This window comes from Ruegeria sp. YKSD179 (genome assembly GCF_059612885.1).
Window position 1 is genome coordinate 66994 of record NZ_JBXWRL010000016.1, and the last position, 23167, is coordinate 90160.

Genomic DNA, 23167 nt, shown 5'->3' on the forward strand with positions numbered 1-23167 from the left:
CGCCCCTTTGGGACAAAAGAGCGGCAAGCACGAACCGATGGGTACTGATATGACCAGCCCAATTTATGCGATTGGCGACATTCACGGCCAATTGGACATGTTGCGGGATGCATTGAATAAGATTGAATTGGACGGCGGCCCAGATGCACGGGTCGTGTTCCTTGGCGATTACGTGGATCGCGGACCGGACAGCCGAGGTGTTCTAGACCTTTTGATTGAGGGAAAGCGCGAGGGGCGGAACTGGGTCATGTTGTTAGGCAACCATGACCGCATGTTTTCGTATTTCATGTGTGATTACCCCGTACACGACGCGCATCTTCTGGTTGGCTATCATTGGTTTCATGAACGACTGGGCGGCATCCAAACAATGGAATCCTACGGCATTAGCGTCTCGGATCAGGATCGTCTGTACGAGGTTCACGCCCGCGCCGTTGAGACAGTACCGCAAGATCACGTAGCATTTCTAAGAGATCTGCCTCTTTATCATCGAGAAGATGAGTTGCTGTTCGTTCACGCAGGAATCCTCCCTGGCGTGGAGCTTGCCGATCAGTCGGAGGAGGACTTAGTTTGGATCCGCCAAGAGTTTTTGGCCAATGCCCGCTCCTATCCATGGCTGGTTGTACATGGGCACACACCGGTTCAAACGGCCGAGCACTACGGAAACCGTGTCAATCTGGACGCCGGGGCGGGCTATGGACGGTTGCTTGCTACAGCAGTGTTCGAGGGGCGAAAATGCTGGCTTCTTACAGAAGCAGGGCGGGTGCCGTTAGAGCCTAGTCCTGTTTAAACAGTTCCTTAAAGTCGTCACGCAGAACATTTTTTTGCACCTTGCCCATTGTGTTACGGGGCAAAGCATCCAGCAGGACTAATTTGCGCGGATGTTTAAAGCGAGCTAGCTGATTTTTTACGGCAGCCAGGACAGAGGTAAGATCAGGTGACTTGCCTGGTTCTGGGACTAGAACGCCGACGGGGGTCTCACCGAAGTCGGGATGAGGAACTCCTATTACGGCACTTTCCAAAACACCCGGTTGATCGTCCAATAATAGCTCGATTTCCTTTGGATATATATTGAAGCCTCCCGAGATGATCAGATCTTTGCCCCGCCCAACAATGTGAACATAACCGTCGTCATCCACGCGGCCCATATCTCCGGTAATGAAAAAGCCATCTTCGCGCAATTCGGCTGCAGTCTTATCCGGCATTTCCCAGTAACCCTGAAAAACATTTGGACCCCGCACCTCGATCACGCCGATTTCCCCTTGAGGGAGTATTGTGCCTGTTTCGGGATCGGTGACCTTCAGTTCGACATCCGGCAACGCAAAGCCAACAGTGCCGGCTCTACGCTCGCCATCATAAGGATTAGAAGTATTCATGTTGGTTTCGGTCATACCATATCGTTCAAGTATCCTATGCCCGGTTCGATCCTCAAACCTTTCATGAGTCTCGGCTAACAATGGTGCGGAACCTGAAATAAACAGCCTCATATCTTTGGCCAGATCGCGCGTGAACCGATCATCCCCAAGAAGCCTGGTGTAGAAGGTCGGTACACCCATCATAGCCGTCGCTTGGGGCATTAGCCGCAAAATGTCGTCCAAATCAAATTTAGGCAGAAAAATCATCGCGCCGCCGGAAGCCAGAACAACATTTGTCGCTACAAACAATCCGTGAGTATGAAATATTGGCAGCGCATGCAGCAATACGTCATTTGGGGTAAACCTCCACTCTTTCTTTAAGGTTTCGGCATTTGACAGCAGATTTGCATGCGTCAACATCGCGCCTTTTGAACGTCCTGTGGTGCCCGAAGTATAAAGCAGCGCGGCAAGATCGTCTGGGTCGCGATTTGCGGGTGCAAAAGCGGGCAGCATGCCAAGTGCCCGTCGCATTAGGCTGCCGGTGCCGTCGCTGTTCAGGGTCTCGACCTTTGCGTTTTGGGCTTGTGCGATCGGCTTCAAATTCTCTCTTTGTGTTTCGTCACACACGACCAAAGACGCGGCGCTGTTTTCGATAAAGTAACTCAACTCAGACGTTGTATAGGCTGTGTTAAGTGGCAAAAAGACTATCCCGGCCTGGGCGCACGCAGCATACACCGCTAGCGCCTCGGGGGATTTTTTGACCTGCACTGCAACGCGATCACCGGGATTTAGTCCTAATCCCGTCAGTGCATTGGCGAGACGAGCAGCGATGTCGAGAAAGTCAGCATGTGTCAGGGTCTGCCCATTCGGAAGAAGCAAAAATGGCGTTTGCTTACCCAAGTGCCTTCCGAACAAGCGGTCATAGAGCGGGTTGCCCATTTTCTATCCTTCCAATCCGAACTGCTGCCCAGCTTTGAAATCTGTATTGGATTGCCCGGTGGGTAAAGCCCTTGAACTGACAAATCTAGAACTGTGTCGTCATTCGATACCCGGCGGCAAAATACATCTTGGCAAAAGTGACCGGTTGGCCTTGCAGCCATGTAATACGTTCGGCCGTGAAGACGGGTTCGTCTTTTGGAAGATCAAGGAAACCGGCCACTGTTTCGTCAGCGCGACTGGCCATGAACGTTAGCTCGACATTGGTAAAAGGCACTGTTTGCACCAGCCATTCGTTTGGGCCGATGCTCTTGAAATCGGCCTGTTCGACCTCTGGAACGCTTTCCACGATAATCCAGCGATCTTCGTATTGATAAGGTGTATTTGTCGAATAGTGCATACAACGCACGTGGGTCGTGGCCTGACCAGGGCGCAGTGCGAGCCGTGCAACAAGCCAGTCTGGTGAGGGAACGGTTTGTGCAGAAACCAGCGCATATCTATAAGCACCGCCCGATGCTTCAACCTCATCCCGGACCATGGGTATAGTGAAATGGGCCTTACGTTGAGGCGCACTCAGTACACGCGTTCCCGCCTTACGCCGACGTTGCAAATACCCTTCTTCGGCCAGTTCTCGCATGGCCCGGTTCACAGTGGTTCTGGTGCACGAGAATTCGAGGGCAAGGTCTTGTTCGCTGGGCAAGAGAGTATCAGGTTGCCACTCGCCCGACTGGATACGGTCCAGTACGGTCTGTTTGATGTACCTGTATCCCGTGGCGTCGTTGGATTTTGTCATTTCGTCTCTAATCCTGATTTTCCACGCGGAATTTATGCAATCAATGTTGCCATTGCGACTTCGTAGGCTGGAACAATCCGGTCGCGGGCAACATGCCTTCCATCTCGTACGACATGACGCCCAGCGGACCAAAGCTCAGATACCAAGCCATCAGGGGCGGAAAAACAGAAGCCGTCCAAGAGATGATTGTCATGCAAGGTCGACAAAGTCGTGTGCGAGCAATCGATCGCAACCAAGTCGGCCAACTTGCCGACCTCGATCTTCCCGGCGTCGCGACCCAGAGCTTGTGCACCACCGCGCGCGGCGCCAGTGTATAGCGATAGCCCAACGGATCCTTCGCCGCTTACCATCACATTGCGAGCCATGTCTCGCAATCGCTGAGAATACTCCAGCGTCCGCAATTCTTCGGGTAATGAAATCCTTACATTAGAGTCTGATCCAACTCCAAATGCCCCGCCAGCGTCGACATAGGTGGCGCCATCAAATATTCCATCGCCCAAATTAGCCTCGGTTATGGGACACAAGCCGGCGACCGCGCCGGAACGCGCCAGTGCCTGTGTTTCGTTGTGGGTCATATGCGTGGCGTGGATGAGACACCAGCGCTCTGTGACATTCACGTTGTTAAGCAGCCAGTCAACGGGACGCTGCCCAAAGGCGTCTTTGACTTGAGCAACTTCTTCGAGTTGCTCTGCAATGTGCATATGGAACGGACCGGCTTTGCAATGGCCCAACAGTTCATTCAAGTCTTCTGGTGTCGTTGCCCGAAGTGAATGCGGTGCGGTTCCCAAAATCGAGTCCATGTGCGGTAATAATCTGCGACACTCGTCCTGCAGGCGCAAATAACTTTCGACGTCATTGCCAAATCGCATTTGGCCGCCAGTCAATTTTTCCTGAGCGACACCGCCGTACGTGTATAGAACAGGTAATAGAGTTAGACCAATGCCGGTTTGGTCAGCTGCTGCACAAATACGTCTGCTTAATTCCGCCCGGTCCTCGTAGGGTTGGCCTCCTGGTTGATGGTGGACATAGTGAAACTCTCCTACCGAAGCGTACCCGGCTTCTTGCATTTCCATAAAAGCTAATGCCGCGACGGACTGAATTTGTTCTGGAGTCATTAGATTCAGAAACTGGTACATGAGTTTCCGCCAGGTCCAGAAGCTTTCCTTGCCAGCGGCGCGAAACTCGGTTCTGCCAGCCATCGCGCGTTGGAATGAATGGCTATGCAGGTTTCCTAATGCCGGCAGTAACAAATCGACACAAATGTCTTCAGGTTGCGCATCGGCTGCGAATTGCAGTCCTGATATCCGCGAACCTTCGATCTTCACCCTCAGATTACGCTCGATTTCAGAGCCTAACAAAGCCTTTTTCGCATAGATCAGCATCAAGTTTCCAATTTGTGTAGACATGAACACTTTATACATATACGAAAAAAATGAACTCGGAGGGAACTAAAAAGATTCGCCATGACGAAAAAACTTGTTCTCCAAAGTGCGAACATTGCGACCATGCAAGACGGCAAGCCATATGGTCTAATTCGAAGCGGATCGATCGCCATCGAAGGCGAACATATAGCCTGGGTCGGAGAAACAACGGACGAGCCGAAACAATATCGAGACTGGCCTCGCGATGATTTTGGAGAGCGGCTGATCTCACCAGGGCTGATCGATGCGCACACCCATGTCATCTATGGGGGGAACCGAGCGCGCGAGTTCGAAATGCGTCTGAACGGTGCAACTTATGAAGAGGTGGCGCGAGCAGGTGGCGGCATATTGTCGACGGTCAAGGCGACACGGTCGGCGACAGAGGACGATTTGCTGACCGACGCGTTACCGCGGGTCGATGCGCTGATCGCAGAAGGCGTGACCTGTATCGAGGTCAAGTCCGGTTACGGGTTAGATAAAGAAACCGAATTGCGAATGCTGCGGGCCGCACGGCGGATCCAACAGGTCAGGCCAGTTCGCATCAAGACTACGTTCCTTGGGGCTCATGCGATTCCACCTGAATACTCCGGCAATGGCGACGCTTATATTGCCGAGAGTTGTATTCCGGCGATGCAAGAAGCCTACGACGAAGGTCTTGTCGATGCCGTTGACGGATTTTGTGAAACTATAGCTTTTACGCCAGAGCAAATTACACATGTATTCGAAGAGGCGTTAAAAATTGGATTACCGATCAAGTTGCACGCTGAACAGTTGTCAAATCTGGGGGGCGCAACACTGGCGGCGTCCTACGGTGCCTTGTCCGCTGATCATCTCGAGTATCTGGATGAGGACGGCGTTTCCGCCATGGCGCGGGCAGGAACGGTTGCGATGCTGTTGCCCGGAGCTTTTTACACATTGCGTGAAACACAATACCCGCCGGTGGAGTTATTTCGAAAGTATAAGGTGCCAATCGCTTTGGCCACGGACTGCAATCCGGGTTCATCTCCTCTGACATCCTTGCTGCTTGTCATGAATATGGGGTGCAATCTGTTTCGTATGACACCAAGCGAGGCCATGGCTGCAGTTACAAGAAACGCCGCGCTGGGTTTAGGTATAATGGATACGGGGGTCATTGCACCAGGGAACCGCGCTGATCTGGCGGTCTGGGATGTAACTGATCCGGCAGAACTTTCCTATCGCGTTGGATTTAACCCTCTGCACAAACGAATTTTTGGAGGCTACGGATGACGGTTCTTTCCCTAGTCCCGGGCAAGGTTTCGTTAAATGAATTGTCTAGCATTTATTGGGACGAAACCGATGTGGAACTTGATCAGGTATGCCGCCCTCAGGTCGAAGGTGCCGCGGCTCGGATCGAGCAGGTGGCTCAGGGGGCTGATCCTGTCTACGGTGTGAACACAGGTTTTGGAAAACTGGCCAGCCATAAGATTGAGCCCCAGGATACATCATCGCTTCAGCGCAATTTGATCCTCAGTCATTGTTGTGGGGTTGGTCCCGCAGTTCCGCGTCGTCTGGCAAGGCTCATGATGTCATTGAAACTTCTTTCCTTTGGTCGCGGTGCTTCGGGCGTCAGGTGGGCGTTAATCAGCCTTTTGGAGCAGATGCTATCCCGAGGGGTCACGCCAGTGATCCCTGCGCAAGGTTCGGTCGGAGCGTCCGGTGACCTCGCGCCGTTGGCTCATATGACTGCAGTGATCATCGGAGAAGGCTTGGCCGAGGTGAACGGCGTCGTGCAAAAGGGTGTCGATTCGCTAAAATCAGTAGGGTTAGAGCCTGTTCAGTTGGGCCCGAAGGAAGGCCTGGCCTTTATCAACGGAACGCAGTTCTCAACTGCTTATGCCCTTGCTGGTTTGTTTGAAAGCTGGCGCGCCGCTCAGAATGCTTTGGTTATTTCGGCTGCTTCGACGGACGCGATAATGGGATCGACGGCCCCCCTGCAACCGGGCATTCACGGCTTGCGTGGACACCGTGGGCAAATCGAAGCTGCCAGTGCCATGCGCGAGGTCCTGCAAGGTTCAGAAATTCGGGAAAGCCACCGAGATGGTGACACGCGTGTCCAAGACCCTTACTGCATCCGATGTCAGCCACAGGTCACTGGCGCAGCCATGGATGTAATCCGGCAAGCTGCAGGGACTTTGGAGATCGAAGCGAACGCCGCAACTGATAATCCGTTGATTTTAAACGAAACGGGCGCGGTGGTTTCGGGTGGGAATTTCCACGCCGAGCCAGTTGGATTTGCTGCAGACATGATTGCGCTGGCTGTCTCTGAGATTGGTGCCATTTCACAAAGACGCACGGCTTTGATGGTCGACCCGGTTCTCAGTTTTGATCTGCCACCGTTTCTGACGCCTGAGCCCGGGTTGAATTCGGGTCTAATGATTGCCGAAGTGACGACTGCGGCGCTAATGAGCGAAAACAAACACCTTGCCAACCCTTGCGTAACTGACAGCACTCCTACCTCGGCGAACCAGGAGGATCACGTGTCAATGGCGGCCCATGGTGCACGGCGTTTGATCCGGATGGTTAAAAACCTGAACCATATCCTGGGGATTGAGTTGTTGTGTGCTGCTCAGGGAATCGAGTTCCGCAAACCTTTGAAATCCAGCAAACCGCTGCAACAGGTAATCACCCGCCTGCGTGAATCCGTTCCGCCTTTGGTTCAAGATCGCTATCTGGCACCCGAGCTTGAGACTGCAAAAGATCTTGTAGCAGGGGGCGAGATACTGCGCGCGGTCAAGGTTAAAATGCCGGAGTTGATCTGATGCAGGTTGTTGATGTCTGCCAAGGAGACGGCCCGATTGTTCTGGCGCAGCCTCATGGAGGAACATTCCTGCCCAAATCTGTTGCAGATCGCCTGAATGACAATGGCAAGGTATTGGCGGACACGGATTGGGAGATAAACAGGCTCTATTCTGGACTATTGCAGAATGCAACAGTGGTTAAATCGAACGTCCACCGATACGTGATCGATGCCAACCGCGACCCAAGCGGAGTGTCATTGTATCCCGGACAAAACACTACGACCCTAGTGCCAACGACGGACTTCGATGGTCGATCTATTTGGTTGGACGGTCAGGAGCCGTCTGTGGATGAGATAGAAAATAGGCGGAAACTGTATCATGCGCCCTATCACGAAGCACTGGTCAAAGAGCTTGACCGCGTAAATGCAAGGCATGGGGTTGCATTACTGTACGACTGCCATTCAATCCGCAGCCGCATCCCCTTTCTATTTGATGGAATACTGCCGGACATGAACCTTGGTACGAATGGTGGCGTAACTTGCGCCCCGGAAATCCAGGCTATTGCCCATGAATTTGCTGAATCGTCACCCTTTTCCACTGTGTTGAACGGGCGTTTTCGAGGCGGTTGGACGACGCGTCACTATGGCCACCCTTCAGATGGCATACATGCAATTCAGATGGAATTGGCCCAGTCCACCTATCTGTCCTCTCAAACACCGCCTTGGGACTATGACAACAAGAAGGCAAGACGGTTGCGCAAGTGGCTGAAAGACATGTTGGAAGCTATCGAAGATACCGTATCGGAGCTGGTAAAATGACCGATCCACGCAAGAATACTCGAGATATTTATCCGCCAACTGGCCCCGGACTGAACGCTAAAAGTTGGGTGACCGAAGCGCCTTTGCGAATGCTCATGAATAATCTGCACCCCGATGTAGCAGAGAACCCGCACGAGTTAGTGGTCTACGGTGGAATTGGGCGCGCTGCGCGGACGTGGAAAGATTTCGACACTATTGTTGCCAGTTTGAAGGACTTGGAGGAGGACGAAACGCTGATCGTTCAGTCGGGTAAGCCGGTTGCGATCATTCGCACCCACAAGGATGCGCCCCGGGTGTTGATTGCAAACTCGAACCTTGTTCCGCATTGGGCGACCTGGGATCATTTTAATGAACTCGATAGAAAGGGCTTAATGATGTACGGCCAGATGACAGCGGGTTCGTGGATTTATATTGGTACGCAGGGCATTGTTCAGGGCACTTATGAGACATTTGCCGAAGCAGGTCGTCAGCACTATGGCGGTGATCTTACCGGTAAATGGATTCTAACTGGAGGCTTGGGTGGCATGGGCGGCGCGCAGCCACTTGCCGCCGTGTTCGCCGGGGCCTGCTGTCTGGCCGTGGAATGCAACCCTGACAGTATCGACTTTCGATTGCGGACGAAATATCTGGATGAAAAGGCTGAAACGCTCGATGAAGCGCTTGCGATGATTGATCGCTGGACCAAAGCAGGACAAGCGAAGTCCGTTGGTTTACTGGGTAATGCAGCTGAGGTGTTCCCTGCGATTTACAGGCGCATGCAGGCCGGAGGAATGCGCCCAGATATTGTTACTGATCAGACCAGCGCACATGATCCTATCAATGGATATCTTCCGCTTGGTTGGTCAATGGCTGAGTGGCGCGCAAAGCGAGAATCAGAGCCTAAATCTGTCGAAAAGGCCGCCCGCTCTTCAATGAAACAGCACGTTGCAGCCATGGTGGACTTCTGGAACGCAGGGGTTCCAACGCTGGACTACGGAAACAATATCCGGCAGGTGGCGCAGGATGAAGGGCTTGAAAACGCCTTTGCCTTTCCCGGTTTCGTCCCGGCTTATATCCGTCCGTTGTTCTGCAAAGGTATTGGTCCGTTCCGTTGGTGCGCACTATCAGGTGATCCCGAGGACATCTACAAAACCGACGCAAAGATGAAGGAACTTTTCCCCGAGAATGAGCACCTGCACCGCTGGCTGGACATGGCGCAAGAGCGTATAGCATTTCAGGGATTGCCTGCCCGTATTTGCTGGATCGGATTGGGCGACAGACATCGTGCAGGGCTTGCGTTCAACGAGATGGTCGCAAACGGAGAGTTAAAGGCACCTGTGGTCATTGGGCGTGATCATTTAGATTCCGGCTCGGTCGCCAGCCCCAACCGCGAAACTGAGGCGATGTTGGATGGGTCGGATGCAGTTTCTGACTGGCCACTTTTGAACGCCTTGATCAACACTGCAAGTGGCGCGACATGGGTCTCTCTACACCATGGCGGTGGGGTTGGGATGGGATTTAGTCAGCATGCGGGCGTCGTAATCTGCGCGGACGGAACAGAGGATGCAGCACGGCGACTTGAGCGAGTTTTATGGAATGATCCGGCCTCGGGCGTTTGGCGCCACGCCGATGCGGGTTATGAGATCGCCAAAGATTGTGCGAACGAATATGGTTTGCGCCTTCCAGGTATTCTAGGCTGATACGGATCAAACTGGCTCTGGCGAAAATGCTGCGCCTGCGATATGCGCAGTTCAACTTGCCGGAGACCGAATATGTATGTTGCAACCCTGTTGACCAACCCCGGAGCGCCAACGCTGGAACTGTCGCTGGTTGAATCCTTGCGTAACGCATGGGGTGGGGGCGAGGTCGTTTGGCTTGGTTCCGATGAGGCGGCTGAGTTTTCCCTGCAGGAAGCTCCCGGCAATCTGTGGAATGTTTGGGCTGAATTGCAAGGAATGGATGTAGACCTGATTGTGCAACCTGTTGAAGCGCGGCGCAAAAAGATGCTGTTGGCTGATATGGACAGTACAATGATACAGCAGGAATGCATTGACGAGCTTGCGGATGAGGCCGGGGTTGGCGCGCGGGTGAAACACATAACCGCACGTGCAATGAACGGCGAACTGGACTTTGAGGGCGCACTGGTTGAAAGGGTGGGCCTTTTAAAAGGTTTAGACGAAGGCGTGATAAGCAAAGTCTTGAATGAACGGATCAAATTGATGCCAGGCGGTAGGACGCTATTGAACACGATGCGCTCAAACGGCGCGTATGCAGTTTTGGTTTCTGGTGGCTTTACCGCGTTTACTGAGCGGGTGGCGGAAATGCTTGGGTTTGATGAGAACCGCGCTAATACCTTGTTGGCTGAACGAGGAAAACTGACAGGCGACGTCAAAAGACCAATCCTTGGTCGTCAGGCCAAAATCGAGGTTTTGGAAAGTGTTACCAATCGTCTGGGGATTTCAGAAGCAGACGTGATTGCAGTAGGCGACGGCGCCAACGATCTGGGAATGCTAGGCAGAGCCGGGACAGGCGTGGCCTTGCACGCCAAACCCTCGGTCGCGGAAAAATGCAGTATTAGGGTTAATCACGGAGACCTGACGGCCTTACTGTATATTCAGGGCTATAGTCGTTCGGAATTTGCGGTCGCCTAAAGGTCTTTCCTTTATTTAACGTTTGTGTTAAATAAAGTGGCATGAACACAGTTATAAATGCTTTTTCTGCTTTATCCGATTCCACTCGGTTCTCGATTGTTGAGCAACTGATGCAAGACGGAGAGCTGCCGGCAGGTGACCTGATCCTAGGTCGCGGCATGTCGGGCGCTGCAATCTCGCGCCACCTGAAGGTGCTGCGCGAGGCAGGTCTGGTGCAACAGCGCGTACATGGCACCCAAAGGATGTATTCGATTCAGCCTGAGGGACTGCGTGCAATTGCCGAATGGACCATATCGAAACGTCAGTTCTGGGAAGGCAGTCTAGACCGCCTTGGCGATATTCTTGAAAGGGAGAATTCATGGCCAACCTGAAGCTCGAACGGGAGTTTCCCGTAAATGCGGATACCTTGTTCGCGTGGCTCACCGACGGAGCAAAGCTTTTGCAGTGGTGGGGACCCGAAGGAATGCACGTAACCGAGAATAAGCTGGACTTCTCGCGCCTTGGACCTTGGTACTCGGTCATCGAGAATAGCGAAGGACAGAAGTACAAAGTTTCAGGTCATGTAACACATATTGATGTACCCAATTCGGTTGGCTTCACTTGGGCTTGGCATGATGATGAAGACACACGCGGGAATGAAAGCCACGTAATTTTTACTGTCACGACAACAGCTAGTGGATCACGACTGGTTCTGGATCATCGTGAGTTGGCAGATGCCGAAGCTGCAACGAACCATGAACAAGGCTGGACGTCTTCGCTGCGCAAACTCGAAGCGCGTTGTAAATAGATTTTCATTAGGGAGGAGCAAAATGCCCCAATATTTATTTGTATATCATGGCGGTCACACCCCAACCGACCCCGCAGAAATAGAAGCGACCATGGCCGCGTGGGGCGCATGGTTCCAAGGAATGGGCGATGCGTTAGAAATCCCTGGTAACCCAGTAGGCCAATCCTATACCGTTAGCTCTGGAGGTGTCATCGACAACGGAGGTGCAAACCCGGCCTCAGGCTTCACTGTCATCAAAGCCGATAGCATTGATGCTGCGACCGAAATGGCAAAAGGCTGTCCGATGGTTGTGAACGGTTCAGGCTCTGTCGAAGTAGCGGAAGTACACGAAATGTAAAACCCGGTCAGTCGGGGAAACCCGGAGCCGGTTTAAGTATACCGCATTCCAGCCCTCGTCGGCTGTACTGCGTAGCATTCATGAACTTGCGGGTGGCCGGGTGATCGGCCTCCAGCACCCCGAGGTTCACTAAAATGGCAGCGATGGCGCATTCGCTGGCGCGTGTGGCTCCATCGGCGATCTTCAAGGCCACGCCCAATCGTCTTTCCGGGATGATGGCCACAAAAACGGCTTCAGCCCCTGTTTTAATGGCCGCGCGCCCGTCCATTGCGCGCATCAGTTCTGTGCATGCGCGTGTCTCGCCCGCTACCAATTCAGGGTGTTTCACCATGGCTGCGGTTAATTGCAGCGCTGCATCGCTTGCCCGGTCTGACCGATCTGCGGCCGAGGCAAACCAAGCCATTGATCGTGCCAATCCAGCCAGCGAAACAGAAAAATTCGGTGCAGAACAACCATCAATTCCGTAACCCCGGCTCGTTTCGCCGGCAGTCACTTCCAAGGCTGACAAACAGGCCTGCTGTACCGGATGATCAATTTCAAGGTATTCCGGTCCTGCACCCATGTGTTGGGACAGTGTAAGAAACCCACAGTGCTTTCCCGAGCAATTGTTGTGAATTTGACAGGGGGTATCGTCGGCTAAGATTAACCCATCTCTTGCCGCCATATCCTGCGGCTCTTGCGGTCCGCAGCGCAGATCGGGCTCAGCCAGACCCAAATGATCCAACCAAGCATATACACGATCTGTGTGAATGGCAGCCCCGCTGTGCGACGCGCAAGCCAACGCAAGATGTTCGCTGGTCAATCCGAACTTTGCCGCAGCCCCTGACGTGATCAGGGGCAATGCCTGTATCATCTTCGCAGAGGACCTAGGATAGACAACAGCCTCGGGATTTCCCCAACTACGCACGATCCGACCAACGTCATCACAAATCACTGCGTGGCCCAAGTGTAGACTTTCCAACATCGGTCCGCGCCAAAGTTCAGTCATCGGTACGGGTTGCGTCATCTGGACCTCCGGAATAATGCGCAAAATTCTGCCAATCGCCCTTTCGCCTGTGGCGAAACCTGCGTTAGTGTGTGTATGTCGGCAATCATCGGGATGCGCAACGTAGTACAGACGAACCGAAAGGGTTCGCAGCCATCTTAGATGTACGTGGGGTATTGGTCGAGCTAGGAGGCTGGACAGATGGGATCAAAACTCGCCTTTGTATTTGCGGGATTGTGCATGGCAGGGATGGCGACAACGGCCATTGCGCAACAAGCAACTAGCACCAATCGAGTTGCGGCAAAGACTGATTGGAGCGTTTTTGTAGAGGATGATCCAACGGAATGCTGGAGCGTTTCAGCCCCCAAGGAAACTGTTAACACCCGTGGCGGTCGGGTTGTTTCAGTGCGTCGCAGCGACATACTTTTGTTCGTGTTCTACCGCCCCAATGCCGAGGTCAAAGGTCAAGTGACTTTTACCGGCGGTTATCCTTTCGCATCCGGTTCCACCGTTAACCTGGTTGTCGACGGTAGCGAATTCGAGCTATTCACTGACGGTGAATGGGCTTGGCCGGCAACCGCTGCCGATGATGCCAAGATTGTCACGGCATTGAAGCGTGGGACCGAAGCGGTGTTGACCGCGCGTTCAGAACGCGGAACGCAGACCAAGGACACCTTCTCTTTGTTGGGCTTCACCGCTGCGATTGAAGATGCCGAGAAGCGCTGCACCAACTAATGATCAACTTCAGCTAAACACAGTCCAGCCACTTTTTGGGGCCTATTGGTGTATGGTTTGAGCACGCTTCCACTTTTAGGTACGTCCGACGTCAAATTTGATCCTCGTCAAAGCAAGTGGTCCTATTGTCTGAACTAATCGGTTCAAGAGCTGGGAAGGAGCTTGCAAATGCTGAACAAAACTCTTGCTGCGTTATTAATGATTTCTGCTCTATTGCTGGGCGCTTGCGAAAAAGAAAGTGAAACTTACCCTGTCACCGGCGAGCAATGCGGGCCGGAAGACCCCGTACAGACCCTGGACGCTGCAGACTGTGATATCCTGCCAGCAGGCGTCTGATCAGCAACCTTATCGCACGTCTCTGACCGGAGAGTGCAGAAGATCCCGGTCGCAAAGGAGCAATCCTTGCGACCGAACTTCAATTGGGATTATGGATTAACGCGTGCTATCGTAGATTTGATTCAAGCGTCTTTTAGCAGGTATAGAAAATGCGGCACGTTTTTTTGGTATTGCTTATTACGTCACCTGCGTTGGCTGACCCCACCTTAGAATGTGCGGACGCAAGTTCGCAGGTCGAAATCGGGTCTTGCGTTGGAGAGACGGAAGAACGTGTCAACCAAGCGATGGAAGCTAGTTATGGGCTTGCTATCCGGGCGGCTAAAGAGTTGGACGACGTAACAGGTCGTGTTGAAGCCCAGCCAGCATTGGAAGCTTCACAAAGCGCTTGGGCTGGTTACCGGGATGCTCAGTGCGACGCCGTAGGAGCATCGTATGGAGGCGGATCAGGCACCGGCATAGCGATTACATCCTGCCGGATCGATCTAGGCCGAGCGCGAGTGGACGAATTGCTGCGTTTCGCGAACTAGGGCGAACGAATTCTTTTGATCTTTGAGAATGTTCCTATATAGAGGCGCATCCCGATCCAGAATACCTGAGATACGCCCATGTCGCCCAAAGCGCCGATCACTCAAGACGTTATGACAATCCCTCGCAAACTGCCTGAGGGAAAGATCAACCTCGTTGGTCTGACCCGAGCACGTTTACGCGAGGTACTGATTGAGCATGGTACACCAGAAAAACAAGCCAAGATGCGCACGGGCCAAATCTGGCAGTGGATATATCAATGGGGCGTGCGCAATTTTGCCGAAATGACAAACCTCGCCAAATCATATCGGGCGCAACTGGCCGAAAACTTCGTCATTGAAATTCCAGAAGTTGTTACGCGGCAGATCTCCGAGGATGGCACCCGCAAATACTTGGTTCGTATTGCCGGTGGGCACGAAGTCGAGGTTGTCTATATCCCGGAGGAAGATAGGGGTACGTTGTGCATTTCGTCCCAAGTGGGCTGCACGCTAACATGTTCCTTTTGCCATACCGGAACGCAGAAGCTGGTACGCAACCTGACGGCGGCCGAAATCGTCGGTCAGGTAATGATGGCGCGCGATGATCTTCAGGAATGGCCAACCCCCGGCGCGCCAAAGGATGAAACGCGTCTGCTTTCGAATATCGTTTTGATGGGGATGGGTGAACCACTTTACAACTTCGAAAACGTCCGCGACGCAATGAAGATTGCAATGGACCCCGAGGGGATTTCTCTGTCCCGCCGCCGGATCACTCTTTCAACCTCGGGCGTTGTGCCTGAAATAGCACGTACTGCGGAAGAAATAGGTTGCCTGCTGGCGATCTCGTTTCACGCTACTACAGATGAAACACGCGACGTACTGGTCCCGATCAACAAGCGCTGGAATATCGAAGAATTACTGCAAGCATTGGCGAGTTATCCAAATGCATCGAATTCGGAACGGATCACTTTTGAATACGTGATGCTGGATGGCGTCAATGATAGCGATGAGGACGCTCATCGTCTGATTGATCATATCAGACGCCATGACATCCCTGCCAAAATAAACTTAATCCCGTTTAACGAATGGCCCGGTGCCCCTTACAAGCGAAGCTCGAATAACCGCATTCGGGCCTTCGCCAACATAATTTATCAGGCGGGCTATGCGTCACCTATCCGCAAAACCCGTGGCCAGGATATCATGGCAGCCTGCGGCCAGTTGAAGTCGGCGACTGAACGGGCGCGTAAATCGCGAAAGCAGATCGAGGCTGAGGCAGGAATGAACGGTTAGACCTTCACGAAAGTCGTCAAACTTTAATATTTGGTTGGTGTTTTTGCATGCAAAATTTGTTATGTATGAACAAACTTGACCTCTGGTAATGTTGAGTAACTTTATGCCCAAGGTTGCTGACCTGCCAGAAAGAGTCTGGCGAATTTATTCAAGGCCGCTGCCATTTTTGTAAGAAAGCGGCGTTTAGGCAAACTGATCATTCAGGTGGGCCAGCACAATGATTACGAGACACATGCGATTTATAGGGGCCATAGGTGGGTTGACGCTCTGCACCCTGTTCTTGACGCTTGGCGTTGCGCAGACAACAGATCAAGATGCGCATTTGGCTATCGAGAATCCTGCGGATTTATCCAAGGAAGACGCTCTTGAGCATTATATGTCATTGTCCCGCCGGATGGACCGGGGATATGCGGCGGCACAGCTCGACTTGCTCTTAAATTATCAGGCATGGCCACTTTTTAACGATGCGCCTTATATCTCGGCTACGCATGGGCAGAGATATGTAAACAGCTACGCAAACCGCATGGCGCACAACTATGGTACTTTGCAGGAGGGCGAGGTTTTGCCCGTGGGATCCGTATTAGCCAAGGACAGCATGACTGTAACAGACGAAGGCCATGTCCACCCCGGAGCAATGTTTGTGATGGAGAAATTGGCGGCAGGTGCCAGCCCGGACACTGCGGATTGGAGATACATCATGGTAATGCCGGACGGGTCGTTATTCGGTGACACGATGGGAAGCCGCGCCGAGGCGGTGGCTTATTGCCATGATTGCCATGAAGCAGTCGCCGACCGAGACTACACTTTTTACGTGCCCGAAGAATACCGTGTCGGCAACTGATCCAGGCTCAATTGAAAAGGTTGCTTGGATGACGGCTTCGCCGCGCGGTCGAAGTTCGTCTTTGTGTTAACTTTGAAGAATTTTCCTAGCTCGGATTATCTTTGCTGGAACCGTGCAGTGCCTATAATTTCGATCATTTTTTTGCGTACCGGCTCTGGCTGCGCATCGACAGCATTAAGAACTTCGCGCAATTCTGCGCGCAAACAGTGCATTTGGTCGATTAGCGAGATCATCATCGACAAGGCGTCCGATTCCATGTCGTATTGGTCATGCAACTCGCAGGCCAGCTCTAAACGTGCCACGTCGATAGTTTGGTAAACCAGCCCTTGTTCAGACTGTTCCGGGATTACAATCTCGGCTGCTAAATATTCACTCAACCGGTCCGACGTCAGGCGCGCGATGGCCCCAAGCAATTCGTCCTCTGTCAGCGTGCGGGTCATGATGGCATCCCCTTGCGTGGATCATAGCGGTGGGATTCACGCCATGTTTCCATGAATTGTTTCAGCGCGTCGTCGATTTTCTCCGGCATGGCGACAGTAAGTTCTATAAGCTGATCGCCACGGTCGGAAGATCCGCGTTTCTTCACGCCTTTGCCGCGCAACCGCAGGGTTTTACCACTGCTAGTGCCGGCCGGGACAGTAACGTTAACACCCCCATCTATCGTGGGTGCTTGCACCTTTCCGCCCAGAACCGCTTCATCAATTGTGATGGGCAAAGTGATATGGATATCGTCGCCCTGGCGGTCAAAAACCGGATGCTCGGTCACGGAAATGGTTACCAGTGCATCTCCGGGAGGGCCTTCGCCAAAACCGGGGGCACCCTTGCCACGCAGTCGAATTGTTTGTCCGCTGGTGATCCCGGCGGGGATCTTAACCTCAATTCGGTCGCCGTCTGGTAAAGTCAGTTTTTGGCTTGCGCCGAAGACCGCATCTAAAAAGCTGATCTGCAGAGTATAACTGCGATTGTGTCCGGGGGCGTGGAATTCATGTGTCCTTTGCTGGCCATAGCCTCCTTGCCCACGCATAAATTCGGCAAAAATGTCAGACATGTCGTCTGGATCGCCATAGTGGGCACCAGAACGATAAGGATTTCCCGCAGCCTCGGCGTAATCGCGGTAATACTGTTGCTGCGGGCGTTCCTGTCCAGAAGCATCGATCTCGCCGTTATCATAACGCGCGCGTGTTTCGGGGTCTTTCAGCAGATCGTAGGCCGCTGCAGCAGCTTTGAATTTCGCCTCAGCCTCTGAATCACCGGGCTTGAGATCGGGATGGCAATCCTTAGCAATACGCCGATATGCTTTTTTTATTTCGGCGTCACTGGCATCTTTCGAGACACCAAGAACAGAGTAGGGATCGTCGCTCATCTCACTCTCGCGCATCAGGGTCAGGGCAAGGCAGGTTTTAATGAAGGTGTTTTATCACGTGATTTCAACAGGTCAAAGTTAGTGGAGCCCTGAAATTCCTCGCCAAATTCGAATTGATTGATAATATCTGCATAACTTGAGACGTTGAAACGAAAGAGGTCCTCGAAATGTCGCGCAGAATTAAGTCCGCTCTGGCCTTGCTGGCCGGTAATGCAATTGGATTGCTGCTGGCCTCGGTGCTGCTGACTGGTTTCTCAATCCAACCGATATCATTTATCGTGGTGGTAATTGTTTTTACACTTGTTCAGGTTGTGGCTGAACCTTTGATATTGAAGCTTGGCGAAAAGAAAGCTCCGGCGCTCAAGGGTGGTATAGCATTGATAGTGACGTTTGTCGGCTTATTGGCAACTGACTTGATCACTGCAGGGCTGACCGTTGGCGGGCTTTCCAACCTGTTGGCCGCTACACTGTTAGTCTGGTTGGGCGCATTGGTAGCCAGTGTAGTTTTGCCGATCTATGTGTTCAAAGAATTGCGTGAGCCCAAGAAATAGTCACGACGAATTCAGGCTGGCCTCGATAGCTTGCCAAAGTTCTTCGACAGGTTCGCAACCAACTGAAATACGGATAAATGCTGGGTCGACGTCGTCACCCCAGCGGGCACGTCGCTCTGCTGAGCTGTGGACGCCGCCAAAAGACGTCGCAGGTCGCAGCAATGGACACGTATTTATGAAGCGTTCAGCCTGTTCTTCGCTTCCAAGTGTTATCGAAAGAAGAAACCCAAAGCGCAATGTCTGCGCACCAGCCAATGCATGAGAGGGATCATTTGGTAAGCCCGGATAGCGGATTTGCCTGATCGCCTGGTGCTCGGACAGCCGTTCCGCCAGAACCTGAGCCGTTTCACACATACGATTGAACCTGACGTCAAGCGTCTCTAATCCGCGATGCAGCAACCAAGCCTCTTGCGGACCTGGGATTGAACCAGAAACACGGCGCCACTCTTCGATCTGTTCCATGATCTGGGCGTTGCGGCAGGCAACATGTCCCATCAGCAAATCTGAATGGCCACCAACTGCCTTGGTATCCGACGATACGACCACGTCGACGCCTAAATCCAGCGGTCGCTGGCCTAAAGGGGTCATAGTTGTGTTATCGGCGATGGTCAGGCCGCCCGCGTTTCGCACCTGCTGGGCCACAGAGGCCAAATTGATTATGTCCAAACCAGGGTTCGAGGGGCTTTCGACAAAAACCACATCGAATCCATCGAAACCGCCTTTCGTAAACGCGATGGTTGGACGTTTTTCCACGATTATGCCGAATTTTGATAGGAAGCGATCCGAAAGCAAACGGGTCACATAGTATCCATCAGCTGGGATCAACACCCGCGAACCAGCTGCTAGCGTTGCAAACAGAGCGGCCGTGATCGCCGCCATGCCAGACGGAAAAGTCAGGCAAGGTGCATCTTCCAAATGTGCCAGCAGACTCTCCAAATGCTCCCATGTCGGGTTGTTCACGCGGCCATAAGTGTCATGACCTTCGGGGGAACCGGGAAGGTGAAACATGCTGCTCTGGGTCAAGGGAAGGGCTACGGGTTCACCCTTGTTCAAGGAATTCCCACGCAGGTGGAGCATCTGGCCAATCTTAGGGGTCTTCATAACTCAGCGTCCCGGAATTTGATCGCGGGGCGGAGCTGGCTCCCAGTTCTCAATGATATCGACAGCCTGTTGCGCGGTGTCGACAAACCTGAAAAGGTCCAAATCCTCGTCCGAGATCGTACCAGCGTCTGCGAGGGCATTCCAATTGATTACTCTTTCCCAGAATTCCCGGCCAAACAGCAAAAATGGCACTCGCTCCATCCTTCCGGTCTGAATCAACGTCAGAGACTCAAACAGCTCATCCATCGTTCCAAAGCCACCAGGGAAAATTGTAATAGCACGGGCGCGCATCAGGAAATGCATCTTGCGGATCGCGAAGTAGTGGAAATTGAAGCTGAGATCAGGCGTTACGAATAGATTGGGGGCCTGTTCATGCGGCAGAACGATGTTCAACCCGATCGAGCATCCACCCGCATCCTGAGCACCACGGTTTCCAGCTTCCATTACGCCTGGTCCGCCTCCGGTGACAATAACGTTTTCGCGGCACCCGGTCTGGTTTGACTTCTCGGTCATCAACCGGGCAAATTCCCGTGCTTCGTCGTAGTAAGTCGAAAGACCAGCCAGTGTTTGCGTCCGAGCTGTATGTTTTTGCGAAGGTTCCGGAATGCGGGCTCCGCCAAACATAACGATGGTTGAGGTGATCTGTCGTTCGGACATGATCATCTCGGGTTTCAGAAGCTCCAGTTGCAAACGCACTGGACGCAGTTCGTCCCGGCACAGGAAATCATCGTCGGCAAAGGCTAGGCGATAAGAAGGCGAGCGGGTCTGCGGCGTTTCCGGCACCTCGCGCGCTGTCGAGCGGTCGGTTTGCGCGTCGCGAAAGGGGCTGAGGCGGTCTTCTCTCATTTTGAACGATCCCTGCTTGCGTGTTTCCCAAACAGCTATAGGGTTCGCGGACAGAGTGCCAGTCATGGAAAGACAAGAATGAATTGGAAGAACGATATTTCGGCAGCGTCGGATCGAATTGCGGGACATGCTCAGATAACGCCCGTAATGCAGAGTGCAGCGTTCGAGCTTGGTTACCCTGTCGAAATGAAGCTTGAGCATATGCAGCACACAGGTAGTTTCAAAGCCCGGGGGGCTTTCAATACGTTGCTAAGTATGAACGTTCCTGCGGCAGGCGTGGTGGCAGCTTCAGGTGGCAATCACGGTGCAGCAGCGGCTTATGCTGCCCAGTCGCTGGGATATCCGGCCAAAATTTTTGTTCCGGAACTCGCTGGGCCGTCAAAAATTTCATTGATCAGAAAGACAGGTGCGGACCTGAGCGTCGTGTTCGGAGAGTACGCTAACGCATTGACCGAGGCGCAGGCTTATGAAGAGGCGACCGGTGCAATGCAGATCCACGCCTATGATGCGCCGGCTACTGTGGCCGGGCAGGGCACGTGCTTTGCCGAATGGGACCGGCAGGGATTGGAAGCCGACACAGTACTGATCGCGGTTGGCGGGGGCGGTCTGATTGCCGGGGCATTAGCTTGGTATCAAGGCGCGAGGAAAGTTGTGGCGGTCGAGCCTGAAACTTCATGTGCACTTAACGCAGCTTTGAAGGCAGGCCATCCGGTGGATGTTACTGTCTCAGGAATAGCGGCAAACGCTCTGGGCGCGCGCCGAATCGGATCAATTTGTTTTGAACTGGCCCAAGGAATTGCATCGGTACTGGTTCCGGACGAGGCGATTACCCAAGCCCAGCAGATGTTGTGGTATTCGCATCGAATCCTAGTCGAACCGGCGGGTGCGACCGCTTTGGCGGCACTAATATCGGGCGCCTACAAGCCCGAGCCGGGAGAACGTGTTGCGGTTCTGATCTGTGGGGGGAACATATCGCCTGACCCGCTTGCGTCCTGAATATATGCTACTTCGCTGTAAACTTTGGCTCTGCATCGCATTGCAGCGGATCGTGCGCTTGCGTATAGGCAAGTCCAACGTGAACAAAGTCTGCAGGGAGCGACCCTATGTCCAACGCCCAACTGGAAGCCGCCATCGAAGCCGCGTGGGAGGCGCGCGACAGCATAACCCCCACCACCAAAGGGGAGCAGCGCGAAGCGATCGAGGATACTCTGAATGCGCTCGACAGCGGCTCGCTCCGTGTGGCGGAAAAGCTAGAGGATGGCAGCTGGCATGTGAACCAGTGGGCAAAAAAAGCGGTGCTTTTGGGCTTTCGTATCAAGGATATGGAAATCCAGTCTGGTGGTCCGCAAGACGGCGGTTGGTGGGATAAGGTGGACAGCAAGTTCGCCGGATGGGGCGAAAACAATTGGCGCGCTGCAGGGTTCCGCGCCGTGCCCAACTGTGTGGTTCGCAAATCTGCCTACATCGCTCCGGGTGTAGTGTTGATGCCTTCATTCGTGAACCTGGGTGCCTTTGTTGATGAGGGCACTATGGTCGACACATGGGCCACAGTCGGCTCTTGCGCGCAAATCGGAAAGAACGTCCATTTATCCGGAGGCGTTGGCATCGGCGGGGTTTTGGAGCCAATGCAAGCGGGTCCCACAATCATCGAGGACAATTGCTTTATCGGAGCCCGGTCTGAGGTAGTCGAAGGCTGCATAGTTCGCGAAGGTTCGGTCCTGGGAATGGGCGTCTATATCGGTAAATCCACCAAGATTGTTGACCGCGAGACAGGCGAAGTCACTTATGGAGAGATACCGCCGTATTCGGTGGTAGTTTCAGGTTCGATGCCATCTAAGAACAACATCAGCCTTTACTGCGCTGTGATTGTGAAGAGGGTCGATGAAAAGACCCGCTCGAAAACAGGCATTAACGAATTGTTGCGAGACTGACGCCTAAGTAGAATTGTCGAATTTTTGGGCTGTCGCTAATCTCGTGACGGCCTGTTTCGATTCAAATCAATCTTTGATCGGATAGCGGTCAGGTTCTTCGAACACGTCGATCACGCGCGTACCGGCTTGAATCGTTGCGCCATGATCAGCTCCGGCGGGAATCGAATAGCTGTCCCCCGTGCGATAGGTTTTGATCTCATCACCGATGGTCAATTCGATTTCGCCTTCGATAACAGTGCCCCATTGCGCGCCATGGGAATGCATGGGTAATTCCATCCCCTTCAGGAAGGTGAAGAACGCCACTAACCCGTGATCTGATCTGATAACGGCGGTTTGAACAATGTCTTCAGGAAACGGCAAATCGAGCCCCGGAAAATCAGTGATGAATTTGGGAAAAGACATGTTGGCTTCCTTCACAAGTTATGCTCGACGATCAGGGGGCAAAATTCAAATATGTCAGTTTGGCGGCTGTGGTGCAATTTTATGGTCGCGCATGAACAACAGTCATTTTTAAAGATTTGCATTGCTTGACCGGGTTGGGTTGCACCGCTATGGCCCGGATATGGAAAAGCAGAAAAAACCTTCGCGCCAGCAAGTTTACACCTTGTTGGTTCAGATTGGTCGCAAGGAAGGTGACGGCCTGCCAGAAGGTGCAACCGGAGCCGCGCTGATGTGTTTTGCAAGTGGCGTGGACGAGGCCGAAGCGGTGCGAGAAACAGTGGCTATCCTAAAACAGGCCGATACAGCGCCGCTGGATGTAACTGGTTATGGCACTTTGGCTGAACGCGAAGCTCAGGGGCACGAAGTTGATCCCGAAGAGCGCGCGTTAATGCAACGAGCACTGGATGAAAA

The 23167-nt window shown here is 53.1% G+C and carries 27 protein-coding genes; 18 read left to right on the forward strand and 9 right to left on the reverse strand.

Annotated features, from left to right (window positions below):
* Window positions 1-49 precede the first annotated feature (49 nt).
* The gene (locus tag AC2FNE_RS10655; protein ID WP_496805339.1) at window positions 50-787 is read left to right on the forward strand and encodes a metallophosphoesterase family protein; all 738 of its coding nucleotides are present in this window, start codon (window positions 50-52) and stop codon (window positions 785-787) included.
* On the opposite strand, the gene AC2FNE_RS10660 is transcribed toward AC2FNE_RS10655, so the two are convergent.
* The 3 genes from AC2FNE_RS10660 to AC2FNE_RS10670 all read right to left on the reverse strand — a co-directional run bounded on the left by AC2FNE_RS10660 (window position 774) and on the right by AC2FNE_RS10670 (window position 4487).
* Complete coding sequence (locus AC2FNE_RS10660; protein WP_170603117.1) at window positions 774-2291, reverse strand: malonate--CoA ligase; 1518 nt, start codon at window positions 2289-2291, stop codon at window positions 774-776. The two genes, AC2FNE_RS10655 and AC2FNE_RS10660, sit on opposite strands and share 14 nt — an antisense overlap.
* A gap of 85 nt (window positions 2292-2376) precedes the next feature.
* Window positions 2377-3081, reverse strand: coding sequence for a histidine utilization transcriptional repressor HutC (gene hutC, locus AC2FNE_RS10665; RefSeq protein ID WP_170603120.1), 705 nt, complete (start codon window positions 3079-3081; stop codon window positions 2377-2379).
* 32 nt (window positions 3082-3113) lie between these two features.
* Window positions 3114-4487 (reverse strand): formimidoylglutamate deiminase, encoded by a 1374-nt coding sequence (locus tag AC2FNE_RS10670; RefSeq protein ID WP_437436816.1) that lies wholly within the window; start codon window positions 4485-4487, stop codon window positions 3114-3116.
* A gap of 57 nt (window positions 4488-4544) precedes the next feature.
* Between AC2FNE_RS10670 and hutI the strand changes: the two genes are divergently transcribed.
* The 8 genes from hutI (at window position 4545) to AC2FNE_RS10710 (ending at window position 11833) form a co-directional block, all read left to right on the forward strand.
* Window positions 4545-5750 carry an imidazolonepropionase gene (gene hutI, locus AC2FNE_RS10675; protein WP_496805340.1) on the forward strand — a complete coding sequence of 402 codons (1206 nt, stop codon included), beginning with the start codon at window positions 4545-4547 and terminating at the stop codon, window positions 5748-5750.
* On the forward strand, window positions 5747-7282 hold the full coding sequence (gene hutH, locus AC2FNE_RS10680) for a histidine ammonia-lyase (RefSeq protein ID WP_170610539.1): 1536 nt from the start codon (window positions 5747-5749) through the stop codon (window positions 7280-7282). Before hutI ends, hutH begins: the two co-directional genes overlap by 4 nt.
* Window positions 7282-8079 (forward strand): N-formylglutamate deformylase, encoded by a 798-nt coding sequence (gene hutG / locus AC2FNE_RS10685; protein ID WP_170603126.1) that lies wholly within the window; start codon window positions 7282-7284, stop codon window positions 8077-8079. Before hutH ends, hutG begins: the two co-directional genes overlap by 1 nt.
* Complete coding sequence (gene hutU / locus AC2FNE_RS10690; protein ID WP_170479378.1) at window positions 8076-9758, forward strand: urocanate hydratase; 1683 nt, start codon at window positions 8076-8078, stop codon at window positions 9756-9758. The genes hutG and hutU overlap by 4 nt, the downstream gene beginning before the upstream one ends.
* Window positions 9759-9830: 72 nt before the next feature.
* On the forward strand, window positions 9831-10709 hold the full coding sequence (serB, locus tag AC2FNE_RS10695) for a phosphoserine phosphatase SerB (RefSeq protein ID WP_496805341.1): 879 nt from the start codon (window positions 9831-9833) through the stop codon (window positions 10707-10709).
* A gap of 41 nt (window positions 10710-10750) precedes the next feature.
* Window positions 10751-11080 carry an ArsR/SmtB family transcription factor gene (locus AC2FNE_RS10700; RefSeq protein WP_170479375.1) on the forward strand — a complete coding sequence of 110 codons (330 nt, stop codon included), beginning with the start codon at window positions 10751-10753 and terminating at the stop codon, window positions 11078-11080.
* Window positions 11068-11496: an SRPBCC family protein gene (locus AC2FNE_RS10705; protein ID WP_170603130.1), complete on the forward strand. Its 429-nt coding sequence runs from the start codon at window positions 11068-11070 to the stop codon at window positions 11494-11496. Before AC2FNE_RS10700 ends, AC2FNE_RS10705 begins: the two co-directional genes overlap by 13 nt.
* Window positions 11497-11518: 22 nt before the next feature.
* Entirely contained in the window at window positions 11519-11833 is a 315-nt protein-coding gene (locus AC2FNE_RS10710) for a YciI family protein (RefSeq protein WP_170479371.1), read from the forward strand.
* A gap of 7 nt (window positions 11834-11840) precedes the next feature.
* Here the strand turns inward: AC2FNE_RS10710 and AC2FNE_RS10715 are convergent, their stop codons facing one another.
* Window positions 11841-12839 carry an asparaginase gene (locus AC2FNE_RS10715; protein WP_496805342.1) on the reverse strand — a complete coding sequence of 333 codons (999 nt, stop codon included), beginning with the start codon at window positions 12837-12839 and terminating at the stop codon, window positions 11841-11843.
* A 180-nt stretch (window positions 12840-13019) separates the two neighbouring features.
* On the opposite strand from AC2FNE_RS10715, the gene AC2FNE_RS10720 reads away from it, so the two are divergent.
* The 5 genes from AC2FNE_RS10720 (at window position 13020) to AC2FNE_RS10740 (ending at window position 16523) form a co-directional block, all read left to right on the forward strand.
* The gene (locus AC2FNE_RS10720; protein WP_496805343.1) at window positions 13020-13553 is read left to right on the forward strand and encodes an invasion associated locus B family protein; all 534 of its coding nucleotides are present in this window, start codon (window positions 13020-13022) and stop codon (window positions 13551-13553) included.
* Window positions 13554-13721: 168 nt separating this feature from the next.
* Entirely contained in the window at window positions 13722-13889 is a 168-nt protein-coding gene (locus AC2FNE_RS10725; RefSeq protein ID WP_170479366.1) for a hypothetical protein, read from the forward strand.
* A 149-nt stretch (window positions 13890-14038) separates the two neighbouring features.
* Window positions 14039-14416: a lysozyme inhibitor LprI family protein gene (locus AC2FNE_RS10730; protein ID WP_170603132.1), complete on the forward strand. Its 378-nt coding sequence runs from the start codon at window positions 14039-14041 to the stop codon at window positions 14414-14416.
* A gap of 78 nt (window positions 14417-14494) precedes the next feature.
* Window positions 14495-15682: a dual-specificity RNA methyltransferase RlmN gene (rlmN, locus tag AC2FNE_RS10735; RefSeq protein WP_496805344.1), complete on the forward strand. Its 1188-nt coding sequence runs from the start codon at window positions 14495-14497 to the stop codon at window positions 15680-15682.
* Between the two features lie 217 nt (window positions 15683-15899).
* Window positions 15900-16523 carry a cytochrome P460 family protein gene (locus AC2FNE_RS10740; RefSeq protein WP_170603136.1) on the forward strand — a complete coding sequence of 208 codons (624 nt, stop codon included), beginning with the start codon at window positions 15900-15902 and terminating at the stop codon, window positions 16521-16523.
* A gap of 95 nt (window positions 16524-16618) precedes the next feature.
* Here the strand turns inward: AC2FNE_RS10740 and AC2FNE_RS10745 are convergent, their stop codons facing one another.
* Entirely contained in the window at window positions 16619-16963 is a 345-nt protein-coding gene (locus AC2FNE_RS10745; RefSeq protein ID WP_170603138.1) for a hypothetical protein, read from the reverse strand.
* Window positions 16960-17886 carry a DnaJ C-terminal domain-containing protein gene (locus AC2FNE_RS10750; protein WP_170603140.1) on the reverse strand — a complete coding sequence of 309 codons (927 nt, stop codon included), beginning with the start codon at window positions 17884-17886 and terminating at the stop codon, window positions 16960-16962. Before AC2FNE_RS10750 ends, AC2FNE_RS10745 begins: the two co-directional genes overlap by 4 nt.
* A gap of 167 nt (window positions 17887-18053) precedes the next feature.
* Between AC2FNE_RS10750 and AC2FNE_RS10755 the strand changes: the two genes are divergently transcribed.
* Complete coding sequence (locus AC2FNE_RS10755) at window positions 18054-18437, forward strand: hypothetical protein (protein WP_170603142.1); 384 nt, start codon at window positions 18054-18056, stop codon at window positions 18435-18437.
* Here the strand turns inward: AC2FNE_RS10755 and AC2FNE_RS10760 are convergent, their stop codons facing one another.
* Both AC2FNE_RS10760 and AC2FNE_RS10765 read right to left on the reverse strand, forming a co-directional pair.
* Window positions 18438-19538: a cystathionine gamma-lyase gene (locus AC2FNE_RS10760; protein ID WP_170603144.1), complete on the reverse strand. Its 1101-nt coding sequence runs from the start codon at window positions 19536-19538 to the stop codon at window positions 18438-18440. It lies immediately after the preceding gene.
* Between the two features lie 3 nt (window positions 19539-19541).
* Window positions 19542-20384 carry an LOG family protein gene (locus AC2FNE_RS10765; protein ID WP_170479352.1) on the reverse strand — a complete coding sequence of 281 codons (843 nt, stop codon included), beginning with the start codon at window positions 20382-20384 and terminating at the stop codon, window positions 19542-19544.
* Window positions 20385-20462: 78 nt separating this feature from the next.
* On the opposite strand from AC2FNE_RS10765, the gene AC2FNE_RS10770 reads away from it, so the two are divergent.
* Window positions 20463-21380: a threonine/serine dehydratase gene (locus AC2FNE_RS10770; protein WP_496805345.1), complete on the forward strand. Its 918-nt coding sequence runs from the start codon at window positions 20463-20465 to the stop codon at window positions 21378-21380.
* 107 nt (window positions 21381-21487) lie between these two features.
* Window positions 21488-22315, forward strand: a complete 828-nt coding sequence (gene dapD, locus AC2FNE_RS10775; RefSeq protein WP_170479348.1) for a 2,3,4,5-tetrahydropyridine-2,6-dicarboxylate N-succinyltransferase — start codon at window positions 21488-21490, stop codon at window positions 22313-22315.
* A 66-nt stretch (window positions 22316-22381) separates the two neighbouring features.
* Here the strand turns inward: dapD and AC2FNE_RS10780 are convergent, their stop codons facing one another.
* Window positions 22382-22717 (reverse strand): cupin domain-containing protein, encoded by a 336-nt coding sequence (locus AC2FNE_RS10780; protein ID WP_170603147.1) that lies wholly within the window; start codon window positions 22715-22717, stop codon window positions 22382-22384.
* 160 nt (window positions 22718-22877) lie between these two features.
* Here AC2FNE_RS10780 and AC2FNE_RS10785 point away from each other — a divergent pair.
* Window positions 22878-23167, forward strand: a 290-nt coding sequence (locus AC2FNE_RS10785; protein WP_496805348.1) for a DUF8846 family protein, incomplete at its 3' end; no start/stop codon positions are given.

Coding starts and splice junctions, on each gene's coding strand:
- AC2FNE_RS10655 (WP_496805339.1), top strand. CDS start 50: ATGACCAGCCCAATTTATGCGATTGGCGACATTCACGGCCAATTGGAC.
- AC2FNE_RS10660 (WP_170603117.1), bottom strand. CDS start 2,291: ATGGGCAACCCGCTCTATGACCGCTTGTTCGGAAGGCACTTGGGTAAG.
- hutC (WP_170603120.1), bottom strand. CDS start 3,081: ATGACAAAATCCAACGACGCCACGGGATACAGGTACATCAAACAGACC.
- AC2FNE_RS10670 (WP_437436816.1), bottom strand. CDS start 4,487: ATGTCTACACAAATTGGAAACTTGATGCTGATCTATGCGAAAAAGGCT.
- hutI (WP_496805340.1), top strand. CDS start 4,545: ATGACGAAAAAACTTGTTCTCCAAAGTGCGAACATTGCGACCATGCAA.
- hutH (WP_170610539.1), top strand. CDS start 5,747: ATGACGGTTCTTTCCCTAGTCCCGGGCAAGGTTTCGTTAAATGAATTG.
- hutG (WP_170603126.1), top strand. CDS start 7,282: ATGCAGGTTGTTGATGTCTGCCAAGGAGACGGCCCGATTGTTCTGGCG.
- hutU (WP_170479378.1), top strand. CDS start 8,076: ATGACCGATCCACGCAAGAATACTCGAGATATTTATCCGCCAACTGGC.
- serB (WP_496805341.1), top strand. CDS start 9,831: ATGTATGTTGCAACCCTGTTGACCAACCCCGGAGCGCCAACGCTGGAA.
- AC2FNE_RS10700 (WP_170479375.1), top strand. CDS start 10,751: ATGAACACAGTTATAAATGCTTTTTCTGCTTTATCCGATTCCACTCGG.
- AC2FNE_RS10705 (WP_170603130.1), top strand. CDS start 11,068: ATGGCCAACCTGAAGCTCGAACGGGAGTTTCCCGTAAATGCGGATACC.
- AC2FNE_RS10710 (WP_170479371.1), top strand. CDS start 11,519: ATGCCCCAATATTTATTTGTATATCATGGCGGTCACACCCCAACCGAC.
- AC2FNE_RS10715 (WP_496805342.1), bottom strand. CDS start 12,839: ATGACGCAACCCGTACCGATGACTGAACTTTGGCGCGGACCGATGTTG.
- AC2FNE_RS10720 (WP_496805343.1), top strand. CDS start 13,020: ATGGGATCAAAACTCGCCTTTGTATTTGCGGGATTGTGCATGGCAGGG.
- AC2FNE_RS10725 (WP_170479366.1), top strand. CDS start 13,722: ATGCTGAACAAAACTCTTGCTGCGTTATTAATGATTTCTGCTCTATTG.
- AC2FNE_RS10730 (WP_170603132.1), top strand. CDS start 14,039: ATGCGGCACGTTTTTTTGGTATTGCTTATTACGTCACCTGCGTTGGCT.
- rlmN (WP_496805344.1), top strand. CDS start 14,495: ATGTCGCCCAAAGCGCCGATCACTCAAGACGTTATGACAATCCCTCGC.
- AC2FNE_RS10740 (WP_170603136.1), top strand. CDS start 15,900: ATGATTACGAGACACATGCGATTTATAGGGGCCATAGGTGGGTTGACG.
- AC2FNE_RS10745 (WP_170603138.1), bottom strand. CDS start 16,963: ATGACCCGCACGCTGACAGAGGACGAATTGCTTGGGGCCATCGCGCGC.
- AC2FNE_RS10750 (WP_170603140.1), bottom strand. CDS start 17,886: ATGAGCGACGATCCCTACTCTGTTCTTGGTGTCTCGAAAGATGCCAGT.
- AC2FNE_RS10755 (WP_170603142.1), top strand. CDS start 18,054: ATGTCGCGCAGAATTAAGTCCGCTCTGGCCTTGCTGGCCGGTAATGCA.
- AC2FNE_RS10760 (WP_170603144.1), bottom strand. CDS start 19,538: ATGAAGACCCCTAAGATTGGCCAGATGCTCCACCTGCGTGGGAATTCC.
- AC2FNE_RS10765 (WP_170479352.1), bottom strand. CDS start 20,384: ATGAGAGAAGACCGCCTCAGCCCCTTTCGCGACGCGCAAACCGACCGC.
- AC2FNE_RS10770 (WP_496805345.1), top strand. CDS start 20,463: ATGAATTGGAAGAACGATATTTCGGCAGCGTCGGATCGAATTGCGGGA.
- dapD (WP_170479348.1), top strand. CDS start 21,488: ATGTCCAACGCCCAACTGGAAGCCGCCATCGAAGCCGCGTGGGAGGCG.
- AC2FNE_RS10780 (WP_170603147.1), bottom strand. CDS start 22,717: ATGTCTTTTCCCAAATTCATCACTGATTTTCCGGGGCTCGATTTGCCG.